We start from the raw sequence: 24423 nt of genomic DNA on the forward strand, positions 1-24423 counted from the left end.
CTAAATATTGTGTTGAGCGTTGAGTTAATCGCTATGTAAAGCGCTCAGGGGCGCACTTGATACAAGGGATAAAAATCCGCTTCGGCGAGGCTAACGTTAAGATCCGATAGGGTATTTGGTGAAGTCGTGCGCTCAACGATAGCAGGACCTATATCGCCAAAAGGTGCGGCGCCTTCGAGTTGTTTTACCGTGACATCGATGGCGAGTTTGCCCTGTAACACGACCAAGTCATCATTGCTGTAGACCACTTTTTGTCGCTTCAAGCCGCGCAGAATCGCGGGGGATAAGTAACTGCTCACCAGCTTGATGTCTTGCGTCAGCTGTTTTTGTTTGAGGGTGCTGACGGCGGCTTCTATCGCCACCGCACTGCCAAGAATATAGTTGGGGCGCTGGGCTTTAAGCAGTATCTGTAATTGATCGCGGTAGAGATTGCGATTGTTATCGGCATGCTGAATCGCACTGATGCTGACATTGCTGCCCTCAAGGGCATGGCGAATGCCTTGTTCGACTAAATCTGTGCCACCTAGGTTTTCGGGACCCGCTAAGAGGGCCAAGGTGGTCGGCTGGGTTGGGGAATGCGCCTTGGCATCTGCCTTAATAAAATTGCCCGCGCTTAGCCCCATTTGATACCAGTTAACGCCGATATGGGTCTGCACTTGCTCAGCATTGAGTTTATTCACTAGGGCAAGCACAGGTTTGGTTAACGGCTCTGAGAAATGTTCGAGCAGATTGGGGCTCACGGCGCCGAGCAAAATTGCATCGTAATCTCCCTTCATACATGCGCTTAATTGCTCGAGCTGTTTATCTTGATGGTAGTAGCTGCCCGCTTCGAACAGATCCAGCGACACACCGAGGTGTTTCGCCTGTTGGATCAGGCCGTAGTCGATGCCAATCCAATAGGCGTCCTTAAGATGAGGCACTAAGGCACAAATGCGCCAAGCCTGTTGTGCTTTACTCAGAGGATGATAATCAAGTGCCTGCGCCTGTTGAATTTTGGCATTAAAGGGATGGCGTTGCTCTAATGGCCAAGTTTGGCTGTTGGCATTGGCAGACGATAAACATAACAGGCCAAAAGTGGTGAGTGTGAGCAAAGCTTGCCAAAATTTTCCCATTGTCTCGTATCATCCACAGTGATTATCTCGAAGGCATTGTAACAGAAGGAACAAGTGTGGCGCCTTTATCTTTATCGCGAAGTAGTTTAACCGGCAGACTTATGCTCGCCTTCGGCGTGCTTGGGGTATTGCTGTTGCTACTGGTTAGCTTAGGTAGCCTGAGTTTGCATTGGCTCAAACAGGCCGACAGTTATCTGTATGAAGAATCCTTACCCGCCTCTCAAGCCGCGCGCCAATTAGTGCAGGCCTCTAATGCCTTATCCGATGGCGTGACCCAGTTAGGCCAAGTAGAGGATGAGCGGCAGCGGGAATTTATCGGCCGTAAGCTCAGCCTTGAAAGCGCCACAATGTTAAATAGCATCAAAGTGTTACTGACACTGGATGTGAACGAGGATAATCATTTATCCGTATTAGCTGGGCAAATCATCGAGCAATTAACCTTACTGGGTAAGAGTGTGGGCCAGCGCATTACCTTAGGCGATGAGTTGCAGCTCAGAGCCCGCGAATTATCGGTTGCCGCAGGCCGAGCCTCTGAGCTATTGCAATCCGAATTAGCGGTTGTCGACTCGGCGATTTTGGCAAAACTCAGCCAAGCCTATCCGGATATGGCGGGGGATAAACGCAGTGGTCAATTGCTCGATGATGTGATTGAGCGAGAGTTAGATGTGCAGGAGCAGCTCAACCGTGTGCTCAAGTTAGTGCATCAAATTGCGCTGCTCAGTCAGTTATTTGAGGCATCCGAATTACAGTCCGAACTGCAATTGAGTGTTCCCCGTTTATTGGCCACCTTTGCCAGCACTGCACCATCCCACCCCATGGCGCAGAATCATCCAGATCATCCAAAGCAAGGGACGGCTATCGAGCTGGCGACTACTGAGGCGCCAACGGCAGAGGTGGGTATCGATTTAATGGCGCTCACCACAGTGGCTGAGCTTATCCGCGACCCCGGCAGGCTCAATGCGCTAAAGGCGGAGCTGGCTATTCTTCTTCATACCCCAAAAATCATTAAATTACAGCGAGAACTGAGCCAAAGCCTGCAGCGCCAACAGCGTCAGCAGCAGGAGTTAGCGGAAAAACTCTATAGCCTCAACACGCTGGTGGACAGTGCGCTTAATCAACAGCAACAGCGGGCAGAGCTGGCGCGAAGTGATTATTTAATGCAGTTGTCTTACGCCCGCTTGGGGCTGTGGGGCACGGGTATATTAATGTTGGTTATCATGGCGGTCGTGGTCTATCGAGTGATCTATCGCGGCATTGCCTTGAGGTTAAATCAGGCGACCGAGGCCATGTCGCGCTTAAGTTTAGGGGACACCAATATGAGCCTCGATGCCCACGGCGACGATGAATTGACCGCCATGGCCAATGCTATCGAGGCATTTAAGCGAAAAACCGCCCATAACCTGAAATTGCAGACGGATTTACGCCAGGTCGCCGATGAGCTGACCGAGCATAAAAAGGCCCTCGAACAAACCGTGGCCACGCGCACGCAGGAATTGGCCGAAGCCAACCTGCGCCTCGATGCGGAGGCCAAAGGCCACGCTAAGGCAAGAATCGTTGCCGAGGAGGCGAGTCAGGCAAAATCCCAATTCTTGGCGACCATGAGCCATGAAATTCGCACCCCGCTCAACGGTTTACTCGGGACGCTCACCTTGCTCGGCCATAGTCAATTACCGCCAGCGCAGCAACAGATGCTCGCGCTGTCGCAATACAGCGGCACGCTGCTGCAAACCGTGCTGAGCGATATTCTCGACTTCTCCCGCCTCGAGCAGGGCAATTTAACCAATGAGCCGCGGCCAACGGATATCAACGCTCTGCTCGATGAAGTGCTGGCAATCATGGTGGCGGGCGCCAATTTGGCGGGATTGAGCCTAAGGCTGAATTGTCCCCAGTTACCCGCCTGTATTCATATCGATGGCCCTAAGCTGAGGCAAGTGCTGTTTAACTTGATTGGTAACGGCATAAAATTCACCCCCGAAGGCGGCGTGAGTCTCAATGTTAGCGTACGAGGCGATAAGTTAGCCTTTGTGGTGGCCGATACCGGCGTGGGGATTGCGCCCGAGGTGCGCGAGCAATTATTTATGCCTTACTGCGTATTGCCTAATCAGGGGCGCAGCCGTGGGACAGGCTTAGGGCTTGCCATCTGCAAACAGTTAGTTGAACTGATGGATGCCGAGGGGCCAGGCATTTGGGTTAAGAGCGAGCCAGGCAAGGGCAGCGAGTTTGGTTTTGAGCTGAGCTTTACCCAGTGTGATAAGGCATTAGATACGCAAACTCAGGTGCAAAAACGGGTTAATCCCCAACGGGTGTTAGTGATTGAAGACAACAAGGTCAATGCCATGGTCGCGCAGGGATTTTTGGCGCATTTAGGCCACAGTTCCAGCTTGGCCGTCAGTTGTCAGCAGGCGCTGGCGCATGTGAGTGGCGATAAGGCATTCGATGCCGTGATGCTCGATATTCAGCTGAGTGATGGCTCTGGACTCACACTATTACCCCAGTTAAAGGCGTTATTCGCCAATGACAATGTGAAGTTTGCCGCCTTTACCGCGCAGATGCAGACGGAGGAGCTTAGCCTGTATCGGGAGGCTGGGTTTGATACTGTGTTGGCTAAACCCTTGAGCCTGCAAACCCTGACAGAATGGTTAGGTGTTGCGCGTGTGTCTGCTTCAATACCAGCTTCACTAAGTGAGTCATCGGCGCACTCGCCACAATCGCTTCAATCGTCGAACAATGCCGAACCTACCAGCCATAACCATCAAGCAGAAACCTTGTTAGATCTTAACCAGTTACAGCAAGATCTTGAGGTCTTAGGCGTGAAAGCCGTGAGTGATATGTTGGCGCTCTATCGAACCTCCAGTGCCGAGCAAATGGAGCGACTCTCGGCGCTAAGCTCTGTGGCGCATTTCAGTGAGGGCGCAAAACTATTGCACTCGCTTAAGGGCAGCAGTGCCAGCATGGGGCTAAAAGCATTGACTCAGTGTTGTCAGCAGTGGGAGAAAGCACTCAACACCACAGGGGAAAATGCATTGGATAGCAAGGCGGTGACTGAATTAACCGCCTGCTGGCAGGCGTCGATAACAGCGATTGAGCAATGGTTGGCAACAAAGGGCTAGCAGCAAAGGTTTATCGATAAGAGGTTAGCGCTAGGAGTAAGTCGTCCTGAGTAGTACATAAGCAACACGTATTTCTGCCTAATCAGTGCAAATCGAGGAATAAAAAAGCGGCTCTAATGAGCCGCTTTTGTTAACTTATTTCAGGACGAGACATGAGCCATTACCTTGAGCCTTAACGCTACTCAGGTTTAACGCTACACGGGCTTTAGGCTAGTGGCGATTAATGCATTGCCTGTTCTAACTGCTGTTTATCTTGCTGCACCCAAGCCAAGGTGAGTGTGGCGAGAGCGCTGTAAAAGCCATTGCTGTGCTTGCTATCGCACTCAACGACCTTGGCGACAAACTTGGCTAACCATGAGTCTATACAGGCATTTAGAAAGCTTAACTGGGCGGCATCTTCACTGTGGCAAGCTAAGTGTCCCATATAGGCTAAGATCACGGCTAAGTGATCGGCAGGCTCAGGGAAGTGACTCTGTACTTGTAGTTTGCTCTGGTGTAAAAACTCGCTCATTTGTTGATGCTGCTGCCCAAATAGCAAGGGTTCTTCCTCGCGATTCAAGTACAGGCTGGCATAGGGTGAGGCGCTGTGCTTTGTGCCTACGAGGAATAAACCGCAGTAATCGGCGGCCAGTTCGAGCAAGGCTTCATCGCTCGTTAAGCCATTTAGCACCTTCTGTATGCTGGCCACTGACGCACTAAACTCGGGCGCATAACCCAGTTGTGTCCAGAATTGCTGGGCTTGCTCACTGGTGAGTTGCTTAAGGCGCTGCTCATCAATTTCACGGGCAAACAGAGAAGACAGCAGCTGATACACTAAGGCTCTGGCATGATTGATATCGACATTGCTCATCGCATGTTCCTCAAGATTAACAGTGGTATGCGCCTAGTTAACTAGGCGCATCGCCTTATTGGCTCGGTTAGATTTCGACTTCGATAGGACCATCGAAGGAGCTGACCTTAGGGACTTTGCCTTGGTATTTCTCAAACTCGACCAGACAAGTATAGGCTGAGCAGGCTTGCGCCAACTTCGAGGTGCCAATGTCTAAGGTCAGAGTATTCGGGTCACCATAGCTGCACAGGGCACCGATTTCGGCGCCGCCTTCGACGCTGCCATCTTTACCCACTGGGCCATACCATGCGCCTTCATGAATTCGCACTACACCTTTAGGGAAGCGATCCGATACCATGGCGCCCGCTAACAGTTGGCCACGGTCGTTAAAGACGCGCACTATATCGCCATCTTTAATGCCGCGCGCTTTGGCATCCACAGGGCTGATATAGATGGGTTCGCGGCCGTTGACTGTGTAGGTTTCGCGGTATTCCTTCGACTCACACATCTGTGAGTGCAGACGTTTATCCGGATGGCAAGATTGTAGCCACACAGGATATTTGTCTGAACCCGGGCCACCATGGCTACGCTCGGCTTTTTCCATCCAAATTGGGTGGCCTTGGCAGTCGTCATAACCGAACTGTTCAATCTTACGGCTGAAGATTTCAATCAAGCCAGAAGGCGTACCTAATGGATTGATTTCCGGATCGTTTCTAAAGTCGGCATGGCGTGTCCACAGCTCGCCATCGCCAAAGTGCACATAACCTTGCTTCCAGAAGGTGGCAAAATCTGGCATCTCATATTTACCCGCGTTCGCGGCTTTACACTCGTTATAGAGGGTTTCTATCCACTCCATTTCGCTCATATTGCGGGTGTATTCTTTCTCTTTACCCATCAGTGCGGCAAAGCGAGTAAAGATCTCAAAGTCTGATAAGCTCTCAAATAGCGGCTCGACCATCTTCTGCATCGCCAAAATACCGCGGTTAGCATAGGCGCCGTATACGTCGATATCGTTGCGCTCATAGGTGGTGCAGGCGGGCAGCACTATGTCGGAGAAGCGGCACGTCGCCGTCCAGTTCACATCGATAGTGACCACGCATTCCAGCTTATGGAAGGCTTGCTTCATGCGGTTACGGTCTTGATGGTGGTTCCATGGGTTATTACCCGAGAAAATCATCATCTTAATATCGGGATACACGACTTTCGAACCGTTGGCATCAATGGTTTTGCCGGGTTCGAGAATCGCATCAATCCAACGGGCGACGGGAATGGTGCTGCTCGCGCCTTTAAAGTCGGTGCTATCGAACAGGGGTTTTTGGTTCTCGTCTAAGTTACGCGGGAAGGCGCCGGGCGCCGCCGCATTTGTCGCAGGCACACCAATACTGGAGTAGTGGTGACCATAGCTGATGCCGCCGCCGGGCAAACCAATTTGGCCTATCATGGTCGCGAGCACCGCGGCCATCCAGTAAGGTTGTTCACCGTGTTGTTGGCGTTGAATACACCAACCCATCATGATTTGGGTGCGGCCCTTCACTAAGGTTTTCGCCAGATCGCGGATGATGTGTGGCTCAACCCCACAGATTGGCGCCGCCCACTCTGGAGTTTTAGCGATACCATCTTTAGTGCCCATCACGTAAGGCACAAACTCTTCAAAGCCTAAGCTGTAGCCTTGGATGAATTTATCATCGTAAAGTTTTTGGGTGATCATCTCATGGGCGATGGCCAGCATCAGCGTCACGTCAGTCTGTGGGTTCACATATAACTGTTCACAGCCAAGGTAAGCCTGGGTTTTGGTGACCACAGGGTCGATACTGATCACGCGGATCTTACCCTGTTTGACCTTCTCTTTTAGCTGCGCGAGGTAAGCGAAGGCCTCATGGGTTTCGGCGTTCCAACCCACTTGCAGGTTTTTGTAAGGATCGTTCGACCAGAGCACGATAGTGTTGCTGTTTTCTAAGATCAGCGGCCAAGAGGTGCCTTGGGCATACACTTCGGTTGAACCTAACACATAGGGCAGAATGGTTTGGCCGGCCCCGGTGGAGTAGTCACCGATTTTCTTCACATAGTTGCCGTGCATTCCTACCGCACGCTGCATATGGCTGGTGCTGGAATGCAGTTGCCCCGTTGCGCGCCAACCGGTTTGGCCCGCGTGTAAGCCCGATGGACCGTACTTGGTTTGGACTTCATCAAGTGAGTGTTTAAACAGTTTTAATGCTTTATCCCAGGTCACGCGAACGAAGCGGAAATCCCCCCGTTGCTGGGTATTGCTCTTATGGCCTTTAAGTAAAAAGTCTAAGCGAACCATAGGGTAACGCACGCGAGATGGGTTGTAGACCATGCCGCGGATACCGTTAATCATGTCCGTTGGATATTTATCTAAATCGAAAGCTTTGACCTCGGCAATCACACCGTTTTTACGTTTGATTTTAAAGGCGCCGAAGTGCGAGCCCGTGGTCAGCCATTCGTCTTCATTTAAGCCCGTGCTGGCCAGCGCGTTTAAGGGCGCTAACACTGAGCTGCCACCTAAAGCAACGAAAGAGGTTGAGGCTAAGCCTTTTAAAAAGTCTCTTCTATTCATGGTATTACTCCCGAATTAGTGCTCTTTTTTCACGAAGGTTGACGAATGTTCCTGCAGGTATTTCTGCACCAGCGCTTGGGTGTCTTGGTCCATGTTCACGAAGGCCAACATGCCTTGGAACATGCCTGGCCAGGTATTGGCATCGAAATGCGCTTCATCTGGCTGGGTGTGGCACACACTACAGCTTGAGCGGAACGTGTCGCGGGCATAGCCCCAGAGTGGTTGCAGCTCGGTGAGCAGGTAATCCTTATCGGTCCAGATTTGGGCTTCTACCCGTTGCCATTTCAGGCCTGTCATTGGGTCTTCTTTCTCTTCAAAGGTTTGGATAACACCTTCGGTTTCGGCTGCATCTTTGCTTAACTGCGCCGACAGAATGTTTACGCCAAAGTCCATGTAGATCACGCGGCCTGCGCCGATTTTCTTACGCCAGCCATCGATACCAATTTTGATACGCTTACCTTGGGTTTCGAGCACTTTTACTTTAGTCGCAACGTTTAAAGTACCGGCTTCAACGTCACCTTTTTCACTAAAGAACAGTGGCTTAGTCAGGGCGCTGTAGTAGGTTTGGTTGGTTTCGACTGAGCTGACGCCAGCGCCGACTTCGGCGATGAGTTCGGGTGCGCGGGCCGTGCCCATTTCAGGTAAATGGTGGGCAATGCCTTTGTGGCAATCGATACAGCTTTGGTCGATTTCGGCGGCGCGTTTCATCTGTTTTTGCGCCAGTGGTGACATGCTTTCCCACTTGATCGAGTTGTAGTTGTGGCAGTTTTTACAGGCCAGAGAATTGTCGCGATCGAAACGTTTCCATTCGCGGCTCGCCATTTCGAGGCGTTTAGCTTCAAATTTTTCAGGGGTGTTGACCGTGTTGAATAACCAGCCCCAGACATCGTGGGAAGCTTCCATCTTACGGGCAATCTTACGGCTCCAGTTGTGGGGCACGTGACAGTCGGGGCAGGTGGCGCGCACGCCAGAGTGATTCGACCAATGCACAGTTTCCTGCAACTCTTGGTAAGGCTTGCTTTCCATACTGTGGCAGCTAATACAGAAGGCTTCGGTGTTGGTGGCTTCCAGTGCGGTGTTAAATCCGCCCCAGAAGATGATGCCCATGATAAAAGCACTGATGCTGACAGCGCCTAAGGTGAGAGCTTTTGTGGGTTTGTTTAGTGTGCGCCAGAGGTTGATTAACCACTTCATAATAGCGTCCTCAATGTATCAGTGAATTAGTGGCCGACAACGCCGCCGAAGGCTTGGATCATCCAAATGATGAAACCGTAGAGACTGATCCCCGCGACCGTCAGTGCGGGAAAGAGTATGAAAATGATGAATCCCAGCGCCTTTAACTCATTGCTGCGTGTGGACTTATCCGATGTTTGCATGGTGGGCTTTGTCATTGGGAAGAGCTCCGTTCGAAAGCGATTTTTGATGGGAGCACTATAAAGGGCAGATGTGAATGGACTTGCCTGCTGGGATGAATGGGCTTTGACAATATATGAAAAATTATGAAAATTTTAAAAGCCAATAAGTTTTGCTTTTACTGACAGAGAGTTAATTGTATTTCTGTGATCGAACTCGGCAGTTTGTCATGCGGTTTAGGCGTTTTTTTAAACACTGATTTTGAATTTTTTCGCTAATTATTTACTGAAGTGCAGGCGAGGTCTTAGCTATCTGGCGGCGTTTACAGTATTATCCGCGCCCAACAAAGGCTGCGTTTGTGTCGTTGAAGCCATTTTAACGATGCAAAGCGTCACTGCTTGCAGATCATGGATTTTTCCCGATGTAGGAGAATGATGTGGATCTCTCACCCAAGTCATTGGATTTGGGGCTCTAATCTGCCGCAGCCAGCGTCGCCAATGGTTAAGCCAATTGGTATCGACCCTATTTTAAGAGATCACAAGGTATAACAAGATATGTCTGAGCAATTGAGTTCAACAGCCGTACCCTCTGGTTCGTTTCTGGACCGTTTTTTTTCAATTCAACAACGTGGTAGCACAGTTCGCCAAGAAGTGATTGCAGGGTTAACCACTTTCCTCGCTATGGTGTACTCAGTGATTGTGGTACCCAATATGTTAGGCAAAGCGAGATTCGATCCCGGCGCCGTGTTCGTCGCCACCTGTTTAATTGCCTCCTTTGGCTCGCTGCTGATGGGACTCTGGGCGAATCTACCCATGGCCATTGGTTGTGCGATTTCACTCACCGCCTTTACTGCCTTCGGCTTAGTGTTAGGTCAGGGCATGAGTATCCCTGTGACCTTAGGCGCCATCTTTTGGATGGGGGTGATCTTTACCGTCGTGAGCGTCACGGGCGTGCGTCAATGGGTGTTGGCTAACCTACCCAAGGGGATTGCCCATGGTACAGGTATAGGTATTGGCTTGTTTTTACTCTTAATTGCCACTAACAGTGTGCAGTTGATTGTGGCCAATGACGCGGGTCTGCCAGTGAAGTTAGGCGACATTAACAGCTTGCCCGTTATCGCTACCGTACTGGGGTTAGCGGCCACTATCGGTTTAGAGCGTCGCGGTGTACCCGGCGGGATTTTATTGGTGATTATTGGCCTATCCCTGTTCGGTTTAGTGTTTGACCCAAGCGTGACATTCCAAGGTTTCTTCGCCGTTCCTGATTTTACCTCTGAGCACTCGCTGATTGGTCAAATGGATATTATGGGCGCCTTGAATCCTGTGGTATTACCGATTGTGCTGGCGCTGGTGATGACGGCGATTTTTGATGCCACGGGCACCATCCGCGCGGTCGCGGGGCAAGCCAATCTGCTGGATAAAGACGATAATATCGTCGGCGGTGGCAAGGCATTAACGTCAGATTCTGTCAGCAGCATGTTTGCGGGTATCGTTGGTGGCGCCCCTGCGGCCGTGTATATCGAATCGGCGGCGGGTACGGCGGCGGGCGGTAAGACGGGCTTAACCGCGACCATAGTGGGCGGTTTATTCCTGCTGATGGTGTTTTTAGCACCGCTCAGCTATTTAGTGCCTGCCTATGCGACGGCGCCTGCGCTGATGTACGTGGGGCTATTGATGCTCAGCAATGTGACTAAGCTGGACTTTAACGATAAGGTCGATGCGATGGCGGGCTTAACCTGCGCCGTATTCATCATCCTCAGCTGTAACATTGTGACCGGTATTATGCTTGGCTTTGTGACCTTAGTGGTTGGCCGTATTTTTAGCGGTGAAATCCGTCAGCTTAAGTTAGGCGTGCTCGCGATTACGCTAGGCCTGGTGGCCTTCTATATGGGCGGCTGGGCGATCTAGTTTATAAAGTTGAAAGCGAGTGCCGTTAGCACTCGCTTTCATTGACCTCATTGTGTTCACAATAGGCTCGCAGCAAATCCTTCCAAGTCACAATCCCGACCAAATCGCCATTATCGAGCACAGGCAAACAGCCAATATTGTGTTCTAGCAGGGTGTGCGTCGCAGCATCGAGCGACACATGCGGCGCAACGGTAACGGGATTACGGGTCATCACCTGATGAACGCGTTTTTGTAGGGTTTCGAGATCCTTAGCGGTTTCGGCGCTGCTGCCTAGATTCGGGCTGATGGCACGCAGTAAGTCGCGCTCCGACAATACGCCTTCGAGTTTATATTCATCCACCACCAGCAGATGGTGGAAATTTGCCTGCTCGAAAATCTCCTTCGCCACGGTTAAACGATCATCCATTTCGACCGTGACGACTCGGGTACGCATAATATCGGCGATAATGATCGGCATGATAAACCCCTTCCTAGGACGTGTATCGTTAATGCACTGTATTACAGATACTTATAACAGACCGATGTTTATTTAGCCAATATCTTAGACATGAACAGGCCTAATCCTGCTCGTCGGTTTCATCCTCTGCCATCAAAGGGTTGCGTAAGTCTTCGGGCAAATGGGCGCCGATATAACGTTGATACTTTTTCCCCTTGAGTTTATGGGTATCGACCAAGACTAAGCCATCGACACAATCGCCGAAATCGGCATCGATCCCGAAGGCGAGAAACTTCACCCCATCCTGTTTGCACAGCTCGCCATACTGCTTGTACAGGGTTGGCACAGCGGCGCCCATACTCGCCAGCATTTGTTTGAGTTGCTTAAAGTGGCTTGGGTAATCCTCACCCGAATAGAGTTCATCCAGCTGCAACTTGCGTTGCTTGGACAGGCCAAAGGGGGACATAGACACCGCCAGCTGCTCTGCTGGCGCAAACTCCTTGGAGTAGAAATGCACTAACATCTCCCGCGCGCTGCCAGGCAGTTGATTACTGATGGAAACAGGGCCAAACAGGTAGCGGTATTCGGGATGTTTGGCGAGGAAGGCACCAATGCCAAACCAGAGGTAGTCGAGACTGCGTTTGCCCCAATATTTGGGCTGCACAAAGCTGCGGCCAAGTTCTAAGCCTTGTTTGACGAAGGGCATAAAGCCGTCGGCATATTGGAACAGGGATTGGCTGTAGAGGGCGTTGTCGCCGTAGCGATTTAGCACTTGCTCGCCGCTGGCGAAACGATAGGCGCCGACAATTTCAAACTGCTCTTTATCCCACAACACCAGATGTTGGTAGTAGGAATCGTATTTATCAATATCGCGGCGCTTGCCCGTGCCTTCGCCAACGGCGCGAAAGGCGATTTCCCGCAGGCGACCAATTTCGCGCATGATGGGGTTGCTGTCCTGATGCTGATACAAATAAATCAGCTTGTTATCTTGAGTTTCACCGAGGAGTTCACATTGTTGCAGCGCGGCTTGCAGCTCTCGGCGCGACTCAGGGTGAGCGATGGCGCTTTGGGTGATAAACAGCGGGTCTTTATCTTTGCCGATGCGATACAGATGATTCTTCAGCAGTTTTATCTTGGTCTTTAGCGGAAAATCCATCGAGCGCACGGCTTCATTCGGGATAAGCTCGCCGATGCGAATAGGCATATTGCGCTTAGCCTGTTTAAACATCTCCTTGACCAGTAGCAATGTGGCTAAGGGTTTGTAAATCATCGAGGCGCCGTAGAAGGTGGCCGAGTTTTTAGCATCCAAAAAGATTGGCAGCAGCGGCGCATTACAGGAAATCGCCATCTTTAAAAAGCCTGAGTGCCACTGGGTATCGCGCACGCCATTGGGACGCAGGCGAGAGACTTCTCCCGACGGGAAAATCAGTACCGCGCCTTCATTACGCAGATGCTGGTGGATTTTTTCGAGGTGCTGTTTCGGCGTGCCGCCCGTCATATTACGCACTGGCAACAGGATAGAATGCAAAGGCTCGAGCGCCATCAGAAGCTCGTTCGCCACAACCTTGATATCAGGGCGAATTTCGCTGACGAGTTTAATCAGAGCAAGGGCATCTAGGGAGCCAATCGGATGATTGGCGAAGATCACCACGCGGCCTTCGCAGGGAATGTTTTCGACCTCGTTAGCGGGCACGGTAAAACTAAAATCGAAGCTGGCGAGCACTTGCTCGACAAAATCGACCCCTTGCAGATAGGCAAATTGATTGGCGATATCGTTACATTGTTTTTCATTCAACAGGTAGCGCAGCATGGCCTTAGTTGGCTTGGCTAACCAAGGTTTGTCCTTGAGGGCGGGCAGGTTTTGCTCTACCACATTATCGACGGTAAAGATCATCGAACTGGCTTTTAAGGTGGGCAGTGGCATGGCTGCGTCCTGCGTTAATGCGTTGGCGCTTAATGACTCGGTATTTGGGGTATGAGGAGTTAATTGATTCATAATTAGGCGACATCCCTTGGTTGGATTTCTGCTTGTTTGGGGCTGTGTGTGGCCGTTTGTGGAATAGGTTTTGGGGCGTTAACAGGCGCTTTAGGCGGCGTTTGCGCCAGCACAATACTGCTCAGAATATCGAGGTTTAAGCTTTGCTCGTTCCAGCGGCAGAGCTGTAGTTCCCCAGTTAAGGTTTCGGTGATTAGGCTGCAGTTTTCGACCCAGTCGCCATCATTGGCGTAGACTATCTGGCGCTTATCCGGCGTGGTGTATTGGTTCTCTCGAGGGTGAATCGATAACTCAGGCTGGTGGATATGGCCGCAGATGACGCCATCCACATCATAGTGCTGGGCATAATTCACCACGGCTTGGCGGAAACGGGCGATAGCCGTCTGCGCCTTGCCAACGCGGGATTTGATATAGCTGGCGAGAGACCAGTACGGGTAGCCTAAACGCTCACGCAGGCGATGGAGATTGCGGTTGAGGAACAGCAATAAGTCGTAGAGATGATCGCCCAAGATGGCGTAGAAGCGGCCAACGCAAACATCGGCATCGAACTGATCGCCATGCAGCATTAACAGTTTGTGGCCGCCAATACCTTGATGAATATGTTGGCGGGCAATTTTGATATTCAGCAGCGTCAGTTCGGCATAGGGCTTGAGTAACTCATCGTGGTTACCCGGCAGATACATCACCTGAGTGCCGTTTTGTGCCAGTTCAATCAGCTTTTGCAATACCTTATTGTGGCTCTCGGGCCAGTGCAGGCGGCGTTTGAGCGCCCATAGATCCACAATATCGCCGACCAGATACAAGTGCTGGCAACGCACGGTATTTAGCAGGCTTAACAGGTAGTCGGCTTTGCAATCCTTACAACCTAGATGGATATCCGATAACCAGAGGCCGTTGACTGTGATGGTTTGGCTATTTGCAGCGCTGGCAATATGTGATGTTGAGAAGGAAGTGTCGTAAACACTGGATGGAGCATTGTCGGAAGAGTTGGAAGGAGTGTTACGGGAAGAGTTGCGGGGAGCCTTGAGTGCGTCGATAAGCGTGCGATCAAGTCCCCTGTAATTAGCTCCAGTCATCTCATATTCACCCTATGCGGCTGTTGACTGCCTTAGAGATTAGTGACGCGCTTTGACTGAATGATGAAGCTTAAGTGACATGCAGATGACAACAAGGTGGATTAGGCTGGAGTTAACCCATCAGATTCCATTCTGGATGCATTGACTGTTGATAGATTGAGTTAACTCATTTCTGCCCCATTTCGTGTTTCGGCTCGTTAGCTTAACCGAAAATTCCTACACCTGCTGCCATACATATTCTTATCTATTTGCCTATGTTTGGTCTTACAAGAAATCGGCTAACAATGCATGGATATACAGTCATATTTAAATTTGGGTGTTTTGGTATGATTTTCTGACAATATCAGTGCGCATTAACTCTATCTGCAAAAAATAAAACGCTATAAAATCAGGTGAATATAGTAACTGAATTTTAGTTAATAGGTTTGGAAAACGCGCATGCGTGTTTTTCCAGATGGTGTATTTGGCAGAAAGCTGATAAGTTCTTTGCATACAGATAGTTAACCGTGCGCGCTTTCACTGGTCTAACGAGGTAAACGCGCATGCGCATGAATAAAATGTTAGGCTTACAAATTACTATTGAGGAATATTTATGAAAATTAGAACTACGTTACTATCATTACTTTTTATCTCATCTCCATCCTTTTCTGGAGATCCTGAGTTTATAGCTTTTGCAGTAAAACAAGCTCATAACCAAGGCTTTACAGGTTGTGATACTGCTATAAAAAAGATATATGAAAATGCGGGAGGCTCTGACATACGCATTAATGTTACCAAACATAATGACAACCCAAATCAACTTACAATGATTGGTACTTGGGGTAGCAAAGGGGATTCTGTTTTTGACAAAGTTACGTTGTTTAAAGTTGGAACTCAATGCAAGTATGACCTTACTTCAGTAATTCAATCTTCAAAATCATGTATGGCATACGCTAAGGAAATGTCTGCTTTTGACTATGTTGCTGAAACTGGAGATTACATCTGGATGCAGAATAAAGGGGGCGTAAATATGATACTTCATTCTACTGGATTGGGTTGTACAGCTATATTTAACGTTGATCAAAAAGCCTAACAAACGCTTCAAGAGGGACAGCCAACGCGCGGCATTTTTACCATGCGTTGGTTTTTGTGGTTACGATGTTATGCGAAAGTTGGTAGTAGCGTTGTCTGCCCCTTAAGCGGGCGTTATCTCCATAGAAATTTTAATCCGAAACTCAATAATTAGAGTTGGGAATCTAACATGCTTTTGTCCCAAAACGAGTCACTATCTTCTTTAAAACAAACAGGCTTCGCCGATTCTAAACAGGTGAGCCATGGCGATTAGCGAGACGACCGTCCGCCCCATGGACGGGGCGGTCGAGCATCCAAGGATGGACTTGCTGCGTGTCGGTGAGAGAATGCCATGGCTCACCAAAAGCCAGCACTTAAAGAATTAAATGGCCAAGCTTTATCCTTCAGCAGTAGTATCCAGAAAATCTAAATGACTTCCTGTAAAACTGAGTTATATGGTGATGAGTGGAATTTGCACGACTAACCCACACTCAACGAAGTAATCAAAACTGCCTGTTTGTGTACGAATTCGTGTTTGAATCAGTATAAAAAAGGGGAGTCAGTGAATCTGGCTCCCCTTGATATTTAAGGTGATGTTGCGCTTAGAACAGCAGGTGAGCCACGCCGGCAATCACTGGCAGAGTGACTAAGGTGCGCAGTACGAACACGACGAATAGCTCAACAAAGTTCACTGGGATCTTACTGCCAATCAGCAGTGCGCCGACTTCACTCATGTAAATCAGCTGGGTTACTGATAAGGCTGCAATCACAAAGCGGGTCATATCCGATTCGATAGAGCTGGCTAAAATCGACGGGATAAACATATCGGCAAAGCCCACAACGATAGTTTTAGAGGCTTCGGTGGCTTCTGGGATATGCAGCAGTTCCAGTAACGGAATAAACGGCATACCTAAGTAATTGAAGATAGGCGTATGCTCAGCGATGATCAGCGCCGTAGTACCAATGGCCATTACCACTGGGATAATGCCAAATACCATATCGATAACGTTTTTAACGCCTTCATTTAAAACGGCTTTGACACCACCAGCACTGGCGGCTTTCTCAAGCGCTTTATCAAAGCCCCAAGAGAGTGCGCCGTGTCCAGCGGGGATCATTTCATCGTCGGGTTGACGTGGCGTATCGTCGATATAGTTATCTTTTTTCCAGGACAGCGGTGGCAGCTTAGGCACAATCACGGCCGCCGCAAAACCCGCTAAACATACGGTCAGGTAGAAGGGGACAAACATTTGTTCCAACTTCACCTGCGAGATCACCACTAAGCTGAAGGTAATTGATACCGCCGAGAAGGTAGTACCGATAACCGCGGCTTCTCTTTGGGTGTAAAAACGCGCTTCGTATTGCTTGCTGGTTAGCAAAATCCCAACGCTACCATCACCTAACCAAGAGGCCATACAGTCGATGGCGCTGCGACCTGGCAGGTTAAACACGGGGCGCATTACCTTGGTCAGCAGGGTGCCAAATAGCTCTAATAGACCGAAGTTTAACAGCAGTGGCAGTAACATACCGGCGAAGATAAACACCGAGAAGAGTACGGGTAATAGGTCGTTCAGTACTAAGGCGCCAGTGCTTGAAGAGTTGATGGCTTCGGGGCCAATGCCAAAGTAGGTCAGCACAATAAATACAGCGCCGACGACGCGCGTCGCAAGCCACAGCGGGCTGATGTTGAGTAACCCATTGAGAAAGTGATTGTTCAACACAAACTTAGGTTTGAGTAACTTAGTCAGCAACGAAGCCAAGGCCATGGCGACAACAATCACAGTCACGATTAAGGTTAATACATCGCTTAACACGCTTTGCAGTGCTTTAGAGATGATTGCGATGGGAATGGTAATCGCATCGTTGTAGCTGATAGGGGTCATAAACAGCAGCAGACCGATCAGCGAAGGGACGATAAAGGTGAGTATCGTCTTAATGTTGCGGTTTTTATATTCAGTAGCCAATGGTGTACACCTTAAAAGTACGAGTCGCACAAATAAACTTGAACAAATTGCCCCTCAAAGCCGCATGTTAGGCGGATGTTAGGTGCATTTTCATTCAACTCAAAATCGAGAAGGGGGAAGATTACTCGCTTAGCGCCGCTATGTAAAACGATTCGGAAATTTGTTTGAGATAAGCAGCAAAATAGCATAGTTATTTGGGCTATTTCTGAATGCTTATCTTGGCGGATATTTAGCGAAAGCTAGATGTTTTGATAACTAAATCATGCAATTAAATCTTGGTGTTGCAGCGGGTTTATCGAGTTGTTTTATTCTTGATATTGTTAGCGGCCATGGGGGATTTTGTACAAAATTTTCCCTTAGATTCTTCGAATATTCCGCTTTTGCGGATTATTTATCCGTTAATGGCAATAGCGCTCTAGTTGCTCACCATACAATGTGAAGCAGTTAACGCGAATTGTAATGGCGACGTTATCGCCGACAATAAGCTCAGTGTTGTTGAATGAGTTGTGCATTTTTATGCGGTTTTTAGTCGGTATTTGCATATTTTAAATTGAATATTGACTAAGTGCGGGCGCAGCGCGCGAGTGACTAAATAAGCGTAAATAGTGGTGAAATAAAATATTTCTTCTAAAGAGGATGAACGCCGCTTTAATTCTTTTCAATTCCATGTAAGTTAGTACTACTTTTGTTTAGCTAAATTATCCATGACTGTTACAAAAATGAATGTCGCGACAAGAGGTTTTTCGCTCGCCACTAAGTTTGGTTTTCTTGGTATTTTTGGATTATTGCTCGGGATAGGCGTGGCGGTGTTAGGCTTCGATCAGACCGAGACTCGAGCCTTCAACTTTTTGAATCATACCTTGAGTGAATTGGGAACCTATGGGCATTCCGCTCTTGCAGTGGTACTCAATGGCGGCTTGTTTTTTGGTAGCTTAAGCATTGTGTTTTACTGCCTTTCATCCTTGCAAACCGTAAGTGGTTTTTGGGGCTATCCCTTTTACTGCGCGCTGGCGCTGACGTTTTTAGCCTTGGCCTGCGTGGGATTGTTTCCGGTCAATGTGTATCACCTACATATCCTCGCCCTGAAATGGTTTTTCTACTTCGGCAGTTCGAGTGCCATCTGTTATCTGCTGTGGGCTGGCCTTAATTCACAAAGGCGACAATCTTGGACGCTATTGTTAGCGCTTGTGGTATTGCTGAGTATGATGACCTTTCTCTACGCGCCCTTATTAGAGCTGGGCTTAACCGAGGGGGACAGGCCCTTCTATCAAGAAATGGTGTTGCAACTGCCTAGGCCCGATTTGTGGTGGCCAGCATTGTTGGAGTGGATTGCGCTTGGGAGTTTATTAAGTTGGACGGCAAGCGCTGCTGCTTACTCCACAATCACTCGCTCAGGAGCAAGCTCCCGAGTGAATGATTAAGCTGATAGCCCATAATGCTATCAGCTTAAGTATTTCAGTAGCTTAAGGATTTCAGTCCCGCTTCGCCAAACCAGTAACCGTTACAGTGCTCATCGTTAAGAGGGTAGTGAGCGTCTGTTGCCCCAGTCTTTAACGCCTCGACCAGCGCATCGGCCTTAGTGATGCAGGCTAAGCTGCTGGGCGAAACCCGAAACACATCGACGTCCATCTTTATCATTTCATTGATTTCGCTGCGTAAATCGACACAGCTGGCCGACTGGGTTTGGATGCCGTTTAACCTGAGCAAAGGTTGCGCCTCTTGCGTCTGTGCCAGTAAGCCCTTGCTGTATTGGCGGCAAACGGTTTCGCAGCTGTCCTTCGACAAGTGTTGATGCCTAGCGGTAAAGCAGCGCGCCGAGTGGGCGAGTGGCAAGTAGCCATGGCCAAGCACTTCGACTTCGAATACGGGCTTGCTCTCTATTACTTGGTTTAGCCAAGTCTTAGACAGTTCTACAGGCATCACAAAGCGATGCATACCAAAGCGCTGCAAAATATCTAAACTGGCGCGGTTGTAGTTGTTGATGCTGGCACCGCAGACAAAGGGCAGCTTGTGCTCCTTAGCGAGATACACGGCCGCCATGTCGTTGGCCTCAATGCTAAATTCGCCATTGTCGACCTGACGTTTAAGCTCTGTGTATTCTGAGGGCGCTTCGATAAGGGCGAGCGTCGACAGCACCACCTCTTTACCCGCAGATTTAAGCATTTTGGCCAGTTCGAGATAGTCGCCAAACTTGAGCTCGCGTCGACGGCTACAAACGGCTTCACCCAGATAAACTAACGGGATCTGGCTGTTGGCCACCTGCTGATAAAAGTCGATGACCTGCTGTTTTTCCCAGCAATAGAGCAGTGGGCCGAGGGAAATTTTCATAATCGTTTCTTCTTCGTGGTTATCGCTAGGGCTATTGCCAGTCACGCTCGTAGGCGCCTAAGGTGGTAATTTGCCCTTCGGAGACTTTCGCGAGGGCTTGCTCCCAATGGGCCTGCGTCTGGAATTTATCTGGCTGATTAAGATAAGTATCAATCGCTTGACGCCACACCTTAGTCACTTGCTCTACATAGGCTGGGCTGCGCTGACGCCCCTCAATCTTAAGTGACACTATGCCCGCCTTGGCAAGCTCAGGCAGCAGGCTAAGGGTATTTAAGCTGGTGGGAGACTCGAGCAGATATTGCGGCTTATCATCGTCTTGGGTGAGATAACGGCCCTTACAGACGACTGGGTAGCCCATTTGTTCATCGAGCCCTGACTTATCAATTAAGACTTCGTTGAGGCGGGTCAATCTGTCTTGCCCCTGTTCCTGCCAGCGCACGTGTTTTGCCGGAGAGCAAGAGCCGCCAGTGTTTGGCGATTGGCCGGTAACATAGGAGGATAAGTGGAAGCGACCTTCGGCCATGATGCACAGGCTGCCAAAGGCAAAGACCTCTAAATCGACTGGGCTGACCTTAGCTAAATCGCGCACTTGTTTCATAGACAGCACTCTGGGTAACACCACCCGCGCGATATTAAAAGCTTCTTTATAAAAGCTCAGTGCGCCCAAGTTGGTGGCGCTCGCCTGTACCGATAAATGCAGCGGAATATGCGGATATTGCCTGTGGGCATAGTCGAGCAGTGACAGATCGGCGACGATTAAGGCATCGACGCCAATGCTGGCCGCCAAGTCGATGGCTTGATACCAGCGGTGTTCCTCATTCGGCTTAGGAAAGGTATTCAAGGTGAGGAAGATTTTTTTGCCCCGCTGATGGGTCAGTTCGGCGGCTTCCTGTAATTTTGCGGGGGTGAAGTTTAAGCCCGCGAATGAACGTGCATTGGTATCATCCTTTAACCCAAGGTAGACAGCATCGGCTCCGGCCTGCAGCGCCGACTTTAGCGAGGCCAGGTTTCCTGCTGGACACAACAACTCCATAATGGTGCTCCCGATAAAATAACAGGGGCAGAGTGTAGGGAAGATTGATTGGCGGTGAATTGATTTAAAACAGGTTTAAGATCATAAAATCTCGGTAAACTGGGAGATATAGTGTTTTTTATCCTTAGGTAACTGATTATGTCCGCTGTTTTTTCAGCAAACCTTGCAAAACAACTGCTTGAACTCACCCCAAAGCTGATCCGCTTACCACTCTCCAAAGTGCCCTTTAGCCTCAAGGCCAAGGTGCTTAGCCAACTCCTAACGCAGCTGCTGGCGCCGCAGGCTGAAGATGGCGAGTTAGATTTCTTGGCGGGTAAGTGGGTTGCGATTCGGGTTGAAGATTTAAATCTGTATTTTGAAGTGAGTTTCGATGGTCGCTGGCAGGTGCGTGAGCTGACCGATGCCGAGGTCAGCTTCAGTGCCAATTCCGCCGAGCTCTTATTGGTCGCTGCGGCAAAAGAAGACCCTGATACACTGTTTTTCCAACGCAAACTGAGCATCGAAGGCGATACCGAGTTAGGGCTTGAGGTGAAAAACCTGCTGCTGAGTATCGAGTTTGCCAGCCTGCCGACACCCATTCGCTTAAGCGTTGAAAAGCTGGCCGATGCCATTGTGCGTTTGCAGCTTGAGGCAAAACCGACGGTGATTTTGGCTAAATCCCCAAGCTTAAGCTGATGCGAACTTGGCTGTAATCAACCGATAAACAAAAGCCCCGCTGACATAGCGGGGCTTTTTGTTTAGCTTAAACGGTCGATGCTCACTTAAATTTTTTGCGTGAGTATGGCAAATTTGACCAATAGCTCGTCGCGGGACTCGACGCGGTTAGGATCGGGGTCAATACAATCAATCGGACAGACGGAGACGCAGGTCGGCTTATCGTAATGGCCTACGCATTCGGTGCAGCGCTCTGGGTCGATTTCGTAGATTTCTTCCCCCATGGTGATGGCCTGATTCGGACATTCAGGTTCACACATGTCGCAATTGATGCAGCTGTCGTCGATCAGTAATGCCATGCCTTAGCCTGCTTCGTGTGGGTTGCGGGTATCCTGACCTTGGGGCAGGTTACGCAGTAAAATGCCGTGGTGCAGATCAACCTCTTTCGGGACGGGCAAGTAAACGGTATGGCCCGAACCTAATCCCGCTTCAACCGATTCGGCTTTGCGGTTTTCGAGTTGCTCGATGGTGAGGCTGATATTGCCCTGTGGCGTCATTAATTCAACACTATCACCGACAGAGAATTTGTTCTTCACTTCGATTTCGGCAAGGCCAGCCAGATTGCGTTTACCGGTTAATTCACCCACAAATTGTTGGGTATCGCTGACCGAGTAACCATAGTCGTAGTTTTGATATTCATCATGTACGTGGCGACGTAAGAAACCTTCCGTATAGCCGCGGTGGGCTAAGCCTTCGAGTTGGTTCATCAAGCTGCGATCGAAGCTCTTGCCTGAGGCGGCATCGTCGATGGCCTGACGGTATAGCTGGGCGGTACGGGCCACATAGTAAAACGACTTAGTACGGCCTTCGATCTTCAGCGAGTCGATGCCCATTTTCGCCAAACGCTCAACGTGTTGGATTGCACGCAAGTCCTTAGAGTTCATGATATAAGTGCCATGCTCATCTTCAAACGCTGGCATGTATTCGCCGGGGCGATTGGCCTCTTGAAGCAGGAAGATTTGGTCGGTCGCAGGACCCGTGCCTAAGGTTGGCGTCTCGATTTGCACCGCATTGGGGGTGGCAATGATATCGCCAGAGTCAGTTTGCTGCGCTTCGTGCACATCGTATTTCCAGCGGCAAGCGTTAGTGCAAGTGCCTTGGTTTGGATCGCGCTTATTGATATAACCCGACAGCAAACAACGGCCAGAGTAAGCCATACACAGGGCGCCGTGGACAAACACTTCTAGCTCGATATCGGGGCAGCGTTGACGGATTTCTTCAATTTCATCTAAGGACAATTCGCGGGATAAAATCACCCGTTTAATGCCTTGAGTCTGCCAGAATTTGACCGACGCCCAGTTAATGGCGTTGGCTTGCACCGATAAATGCACTACCTGCTCAGGGAAGGCCTCACGCACCATCATGATAAGGCCTGGATCTGACATGATCAGCGCATCGGGCTTCATCGCCACTACCGGTTCCATATCTTTGATATAGGTTTTGAGCTTGGCGTTGTGGGGAGCAATGTTACTCACCACATAAAGCTTTTTACCCAGCGCATGGGCTTCTTCGATACCCGTTGCGAGGTTTTCCATTTTGAAGTCGTTATTACGAACCCTCAGGCTGTATCTCGGCTGACCGGCATACACGGCATCTGCACCATAGGCAAAAGCGTAACGCATGTTTTTCAGCGTCCCAGCGGGAGATAACAACTCAGGTTTAAACATAATGACTCTCGAATTGGTTGGTAGATGGAGGCGCAGTGCGCGGGGGCGGCATTTTACACAATCAAAGTAGGGTTATGCAAATCACCTCGTCTAAGATTAGGTATAGTTCGCATTTTACGAATATACCCCTAAGCTAGGTGATGGCGGGGGATGACGCTTGTCTGTGGATTGACGACGTCTCGTCTGCTTAGTGCGATTTCGCTTAAGTGAATCAAGGGATAGCCAAGAAGTTTCGTATGCCGTTCTGGGTGAAATTGATAACAGCGTCATACAAATAATTAACGTCTGTTGCTTTTTTCTGCCCATCAATCGGTGGGCAACTGATATACTCCAACTATTGAAGATTTATGTTTGCAGATTGATGGGAGCGAAGATGTCTACTGAACATCTACTGTTAGTCGGATTACTCAAAAAATTAAAAGATGATGCTTTAGTGTTGCCAACCCTGCCCGAAGTGGCCATGCGGGTGCAAGAAGTGGTGAGTCGCTCCGATGCGAGCCTAAAGCAAGTGGGTGAGGTGATAGGTCAAGACGCGGCGATTTCGGCGCGTATCATTAAAGTGGCCAACAGTGCCTTATATAGCCGCGGCATTCCCGCCGAGAGCATTAGTAGCGCTGTGTCTCGCATTGGCCTCATCCAAATCAAGAGTATTGCGACCTCAGTGGCGATGGAGCAGCTATTTATTTCCACCAATGAAATGGTATGGGAAGTGATGGATGAAGTGTGGCGCACCTCGATTGAAGTAACGGCGGCCGCCTGTGCCATGTTGCAAATGTATAATAGACGTCACCCTGGGCAGCTCAATTTAGATACCTTAACACTGGCAGGTTTAGTCCATAATATCGGTGCATTACCTGTATTGACCGAAGCCGAAGCCCATCCAGAGTTATTCACCAGTATTGATCAATTGCGCTCTTTAGTACGTAAAATGCAAGGCCCATTAGGACGCGCAGTATTAAAGAGTTGGGATTTTGCGCCAGAGGTGATGGAAGTGGTTGAGCGCTGGGCGGATTTACCTTATCTGCCAGACCATGTGACCTACTTAGATTTTATCCGTGCCGCAGCCTTTTACACCGGTGAGTTACGTGCCGGAGCCGATTTCGAGCAACGGATGGAAGTCTTTGTGAGTCGTGGTTTACCCGTCTCGGCGAATGATTTAGCTAGTGACGAATTTATGGATAAATTCCATTCAATCAGAGAGAGTTACCAGTAGTCGTAGGGCCTATAGGGAAGCCATTCTTGCCCTGAGTCAGGGGAGAATGGTGGTTAAGCT

The 24423-nt window shown here is 49.6% G+C and carries 19 protein-coding genes; 6 read left to right on the forward strand and 13 right to left on the reverse strand.

The window, feature by feature from the left end; all coding sequences use genetic code 11:
* Positions 1 to 44 precede the first annotated feature (44 nt).
* Positions 45 to 1112, reverse strand: coding sequence for a TMAO reductase system periplasmic protein TorT (gene torT, locus SHEWANA3_RS05525; RefSeq protein WP_011716160.1), 1068 nt, complete (start codon positions 1110 to 1112; stop codon positions 45 to 47).
* 56 nt (positions 1113 to 1168) lie between these two features.
* Here torT and torS point away from each other — a divergent pair, with 56 nt between their 5' ends.
* Positions 1169 to 4222, forward strand: a complete 3054-nt coding sequence (torS, locus tag SHEWANA3_RS05530) for a TMAO reductase system sensor histidine kinase/response regulator TorS (protein ID WP_011716161.1) — start codon at positions 1169 to 1171, stop codon at positions 4220 to 4222.
* A 220-nt stretch (positions 4223 to 4442) separates the two neighbouring features.
* Here the strand turns inward: torS and torD are convergent, their stop codons facing one another.
* The 4 genes from torD to torE all read right to left on the reverse strand — a co-directional run bounded on the left by torD (position 4443) and on the right by torE (position 9020).
* Positions 4443 to 5072, reverse strand: a complete 630-nt coding sequence (gene torD, locus SHEWANA3_RS05535) for a molecular chaperone TorD (protein ID WP_011716162.1) — start codon at positions 5070 to 5072, stop codon at positions 4443 to 4445.
* A 67-nt stretch (positions 5073 to 5139) separates the two neighbouring features.
* A complete protein-coding gene (gene torA, locus SHEWANA3_RS05540; protein ID WP_011716163.1) occupies positions 5140 to 7629 on the reverse strand; it encodes a trimethylamine-N-oxide reductase TorA in 2490 nt (829 codons plus the stop codon).
* Positions 7630 to 7644: 15 nt separating this feature from the next.
* Positions 7645 to 8823 carry a pentaheme c-type cytochrome TorC gene (gene torC / locus SHEWANA3_RS05545; RefSeq protein ID WP_011716164.1) on the reverse strand — a complete coding sequence of 393 codons (1179 nt, stop codon included), beginning with the start codon at positions 8821 to 8823 and terminating at the stop codon, positions 7645 to 7647.
* Positions 8824 to 8849: 26 nt separating this feature from the next.
* Positions 8850 to 9020: a trimethylamine N-oxide reductase system protein TorE gene (gene torE / locus SHEWANA3_RS05550; protein ID WP_011716165.1), complete on the reverse strand. Its 171-nt coding sequence runs from the start codon at positions 9018 to 9020 to the stop codon at positions 8850 to 8852.
* 516 nt (positions 9021 to 9536) lie between these two features.
* Between torE and SHEWANA3_RS05555 the strand changes: the two genes are divergently transcribed.
* A complete protein-coding gene (locus SHEWANA3_RS05555; protein WP_011716166.1) occupies positions 9537 to 10889 on the forward strand; it encodes an NCS2 family permease in 1353 nt (450 codons plus the stop codon).
* Positions 10890 to 10914: 25 nt separating this feature from the next.
* Here the strand turns inward: SHEWANA3_RS05555 and SHEWANA3_RS05560 are convergent, their stop codons facing one another.
* The 3 genes from SHEWANA3_RS05560 to SHEWANA3_RS05570 form a co-directional block, all read right to left on the reverse strand.
* Positions 10915 to 11346, reverse strand: coding sequence for a CBS domain-containing protein (locus SHEWANA3_RS05560; protein ID WP_011716167.1), 432 nt, complete (start codon positions 11344 to 11346; stop codon positions 10915 to 10917).
* A 100-nt stretch (positions 11347 to 11446) separates the two neighbouring features.
* Complete coding sequence (locus SHEWANA3_RS05565; protein ID WP_011716168.1) at positions 11447 to 13321, reverse strand: lysophospholipid acyltransferase family protein; 1875 nt, start codon at positions 13319 to 13321, stop codon at positions 11447 to 11449.
* A 2-nt stretch (positions 13322 to 13323) separates the two neighbouring features.
* Positions 13324 to 14397, reverse strand: coding sequence for a UDP-2,3-diacylglucosamine diphosphatase (locus SHEWANA3_RS05570; protein ID WP_011716169.1), 1074 nt, complete (start codon positions 14395 to 14397; stop codon positions 13324 to 13326).
* 592 nt (positions 14398 to 14989) lie between these two features.
* Here SHEWANA3_RS05570 and SHEWANA3_RS05575 point away from each other — a divergent pair.
* On the forward strand, positions 14990 to 15469 hold the full coding sequence (locus SHEWANA3_RS05575) for a hypothetical protein (protein ID WP_041412566.1): 480 nt from the start codon (positions 14990 to 14992) through the stop codon (positions 15467 to 15469).
* Positions 15470 to 16049: 580 nt separating this feature from the next.
* Here the strand turns inward: SHEWANA3_RS05575 and SHEWANA3_RS05580 are convergent.
* The gene (locus tag SHEWANA3_RS05580) at positions 16050 to 17408 is read right to left on the reverse strand and encodes a YjiH family protein (protein WP_011716170.1); all 1359 of its coding nucleotides are present in this window, start codon (positions 17406 to 17408) and stop codon (positions 16050 to 16052) included.
* Positions 17409 to 18112: 704 nt separating this feature from the next.
* Here SHEWANA3_RS05580 and SHEWANA3_RS05585 point away from each other — a divergent pair.
* Complete coding sequence (locus SHEWANA3_RS05585; protein WP_011716171.1) at positions 18113 to 18829, forward strand: hypothetical protein; 717 nt, start codon at positions 18113 to 18115, stop codon at positions 18827 to 18829.
* Positions 18830 to 18863: 34 nt separating this feature from the next.
* Here SHEWANA3_RS05585 and SHEWANA3_RS05590 read toward each other — a convergent pair whose 3' ends face one another.
* Both SHEWANA3_RS05590 and SHEWANA3_RS05595 read right to left on the reverse strand, forming a co-directional pair.
* Complete coding sequence (locus tag SHEWANA3_RS05590) at positions 18864 to 19736, reverse strand: U32 family peptidase (RefSeq protein ID WP_041412953.1); 873 nt, start codon at positions 19734 to 19736, stop codon at positions 18864 to 18866.
* 31 nt (positions 19737 to 19767) lie between these two features.
* Complete coding sequence (locus SHEWANA3_RS05595; protein WP_011716173.1) at positions 19768 to 20769, reverse strand: peptidase U32 family protein; 1002 nt, start codon at positions 20767 to 20769, stop codon at positions 19768 to 19770.
* Positions 20770 to 20907: 138 nt separating this feature from the next.
* Between SHEWANA3_RS05595 and SHEWANA3_RS05600 the strand changes: the two genes are divergently transcribed.
* A complete protein-coding gene (locus SHEWANA3_RS05600; protein ID WP_011716174.1) occupies positions 20908 to 21444 on the forward strand; it encodes an SCP2 sterol-binding domain-containing protein in 537 nt (178 codons plus the stop codon).
* Positions 21445 to 21530: 86 nt separating this feature from the next.
* On the opposite strand, the gene SHEWANA3_RS05605 is transcribed toward SHEWANA3_RS05600, so the two are convergent.
* A complete protein-coding gene (locus tag SHEWANA3_RS05605) occupies positions 21531 to 21782 on the reverse strand; it encodes a YfhL family 4Fe-4S dicluster ferredoxin (RefSeq protein ID WP_011716175.1) in 252 nt (83 codons plus the stop codon).
* 3 nt (positions 21783 to 21785) lie between these two features.
* Complete coding sequence (gene yegQ, locus SHEWANA3_RS05610; protein WP_011716176.1) at positions 21786 to 23150, reverse strand: tRNA 5-hydroxyuridine modification protein YegQ; 1365 nt, start codon at positions 23148 to 23150, stop codon at positions 21786 to 21788.
* A 373-nt stretch (positions 23151 to 23523) separates the two neighbouring features.
* Here yegQ and SHEWANA3_RS05615 point away from each other — a divergent pair, with 373 nt between their 5' ends.
* Positions 23524 to 24363, forward strand: coding sequence for an HDOD domain-containing protein (locus SHEWANA3_RS05615; RefSeq protein ID WP_011716177.1), 840 nt, complete (start codon positions 23524 to 23526; stop codon positions 24361 to 24363).
* Positions 24364 to 24423: the final 60 nt, after the last annotated feature.

This window comes from Shewanella sp. ANA-3 (assembly GCF_000203935.1).
GTDB lineage: Bacteria > Pseudomonadota > Gammaproteobacteria > Enterobacterales > Shewanellaceae > Shewanella.

What these genes read in the sequence shown, in the direction of transcription:
- torT (WP_011716160.1), bottom strand. Translation starts at nt 1,112, where the DNA reads ATGGGAAAATTTTGGCAAGCTTTGCTCACACTCACCACTTTTGGCCTG.
- torD (WP_011716162.1), bottom strand. Translation starts at nt 5,072, where the DNA reads ATGAGCAATGTCGATATCAATCATGCCAGAGCCTTAGTGTATCAGCTG.
- torA (WP_011716163.1), bottom strand. Translation starts at nt 7,629, where the DNA reads ATGAATAGAAGAGACTTTTTAAAAGGCTTAGCCTCAACCTCTTTCGTT.
- torC (WP_011716164.1), bottom strand. Translation starts at nt 8,823, where the DNA reads ATGAAGTGGTTAATCAACCTCTGGCGCACACTAAACAAACCCACAAAA.
- torE (WP_011716165.1), bottom strand. Translation starts at nt 9,020, where the DNA reads ATGACAAAGCCCACCATGCAAACATCGGATAAGTCCACACGCAGCAAT.
- SHEWANA3_RS05555 (WP_011716166.1), top strand. Translation starts at nt 9,537, where the DNA reads ATGTCTGAGCAATTGAGTTCAACAGCCGTACCCTCTGGTTCGTTTCTG.
- SHEWANA3_RS05560 (WP_011716167.1), bottom strand. Translation starts at nt 11,346, where the DNA reads ATGCCGATCATTATCGCCGATATTATGCGTACCCGAGTCGTCACGGTC.
- SHEWANA3_RS05565 (WP_011716168.1), bottom strand. Translation starts at nt 13,321, where the DNA reads ATGAATCAATTAACTCCTCATACCCCAAATACCGAGTCATTAAGCGCC.
- SHEWANA3_RS05570 (WP_011716169.1), bottom strand. Translation starts at nt 14,397, where the DNA reads ATGACTGGAGCTAATTACAGGGGACTTGATCGCACGCTTATCGACGCA.
- SHEWANA3_RS05575 (WP_041412566.1), top strand. Translation starts at nt 14,990, where the DNA reads ATGAAAATTAGAACTACGTTACTATCATTACTTTTTATCTCATCTCCA.
- SHEWANA3_RS05585 (WP_011716171.1), top strand. Translation starts at nt 18,113, where the DNA reads ATGACTGTTACAAAAATGAATGTCGCGACAAGAGGTTTTTCGCTCGCC.
- SHEWANA3_RS05590 (WP_041412953.1), bottom strand. Translation starts at nt 19,736, where the DNA reads ATGAAAATTTCCCTCGGCCCACTGCTCTATTGCTGGGAAAAACAGCAG.
- SHEWANA3_RS05595 (WP_011716173.1), bottom strand. Translation starts at nt 20,769, where the DNA reads ATGGAGTTGTTGTGTCCAGCAGGAAACCTGGCCTCGCTAAAGTCGGCG.
- SHEWANA3_RS05600 (WP_011716174.1), top strand. Translation starts at nt 20,908, where the DNA reads ATGTCCGCTGTTTTTTCAGCAAACCTTGCAAAACAACTGCTTGAACTC.
- SHEWANA3_RS05605 (WP_011716175.1), bottom strand. Translation starts at nt 21,782, where the DNA reads ATGGCATTACTGATCGACGACAGCTGCATCAATTGCGACATGTGTGAA.
- yegQ (WP_011716176.1), bottom strand. Translation starts at nt 23,150, where the DNA reads ATGTTTAAACCTGAGTTGTTATCTCCCGCTGGGACGCTGAAAAACATG.
- SHEWANA3_RS05615 (WP_011716177.1), top strand. Translation starts at nt 23,524, where the DNA reads ATGTCTACTGAACATCTACTGTTAGTCGGATTACTCAAAAAATTAAAA.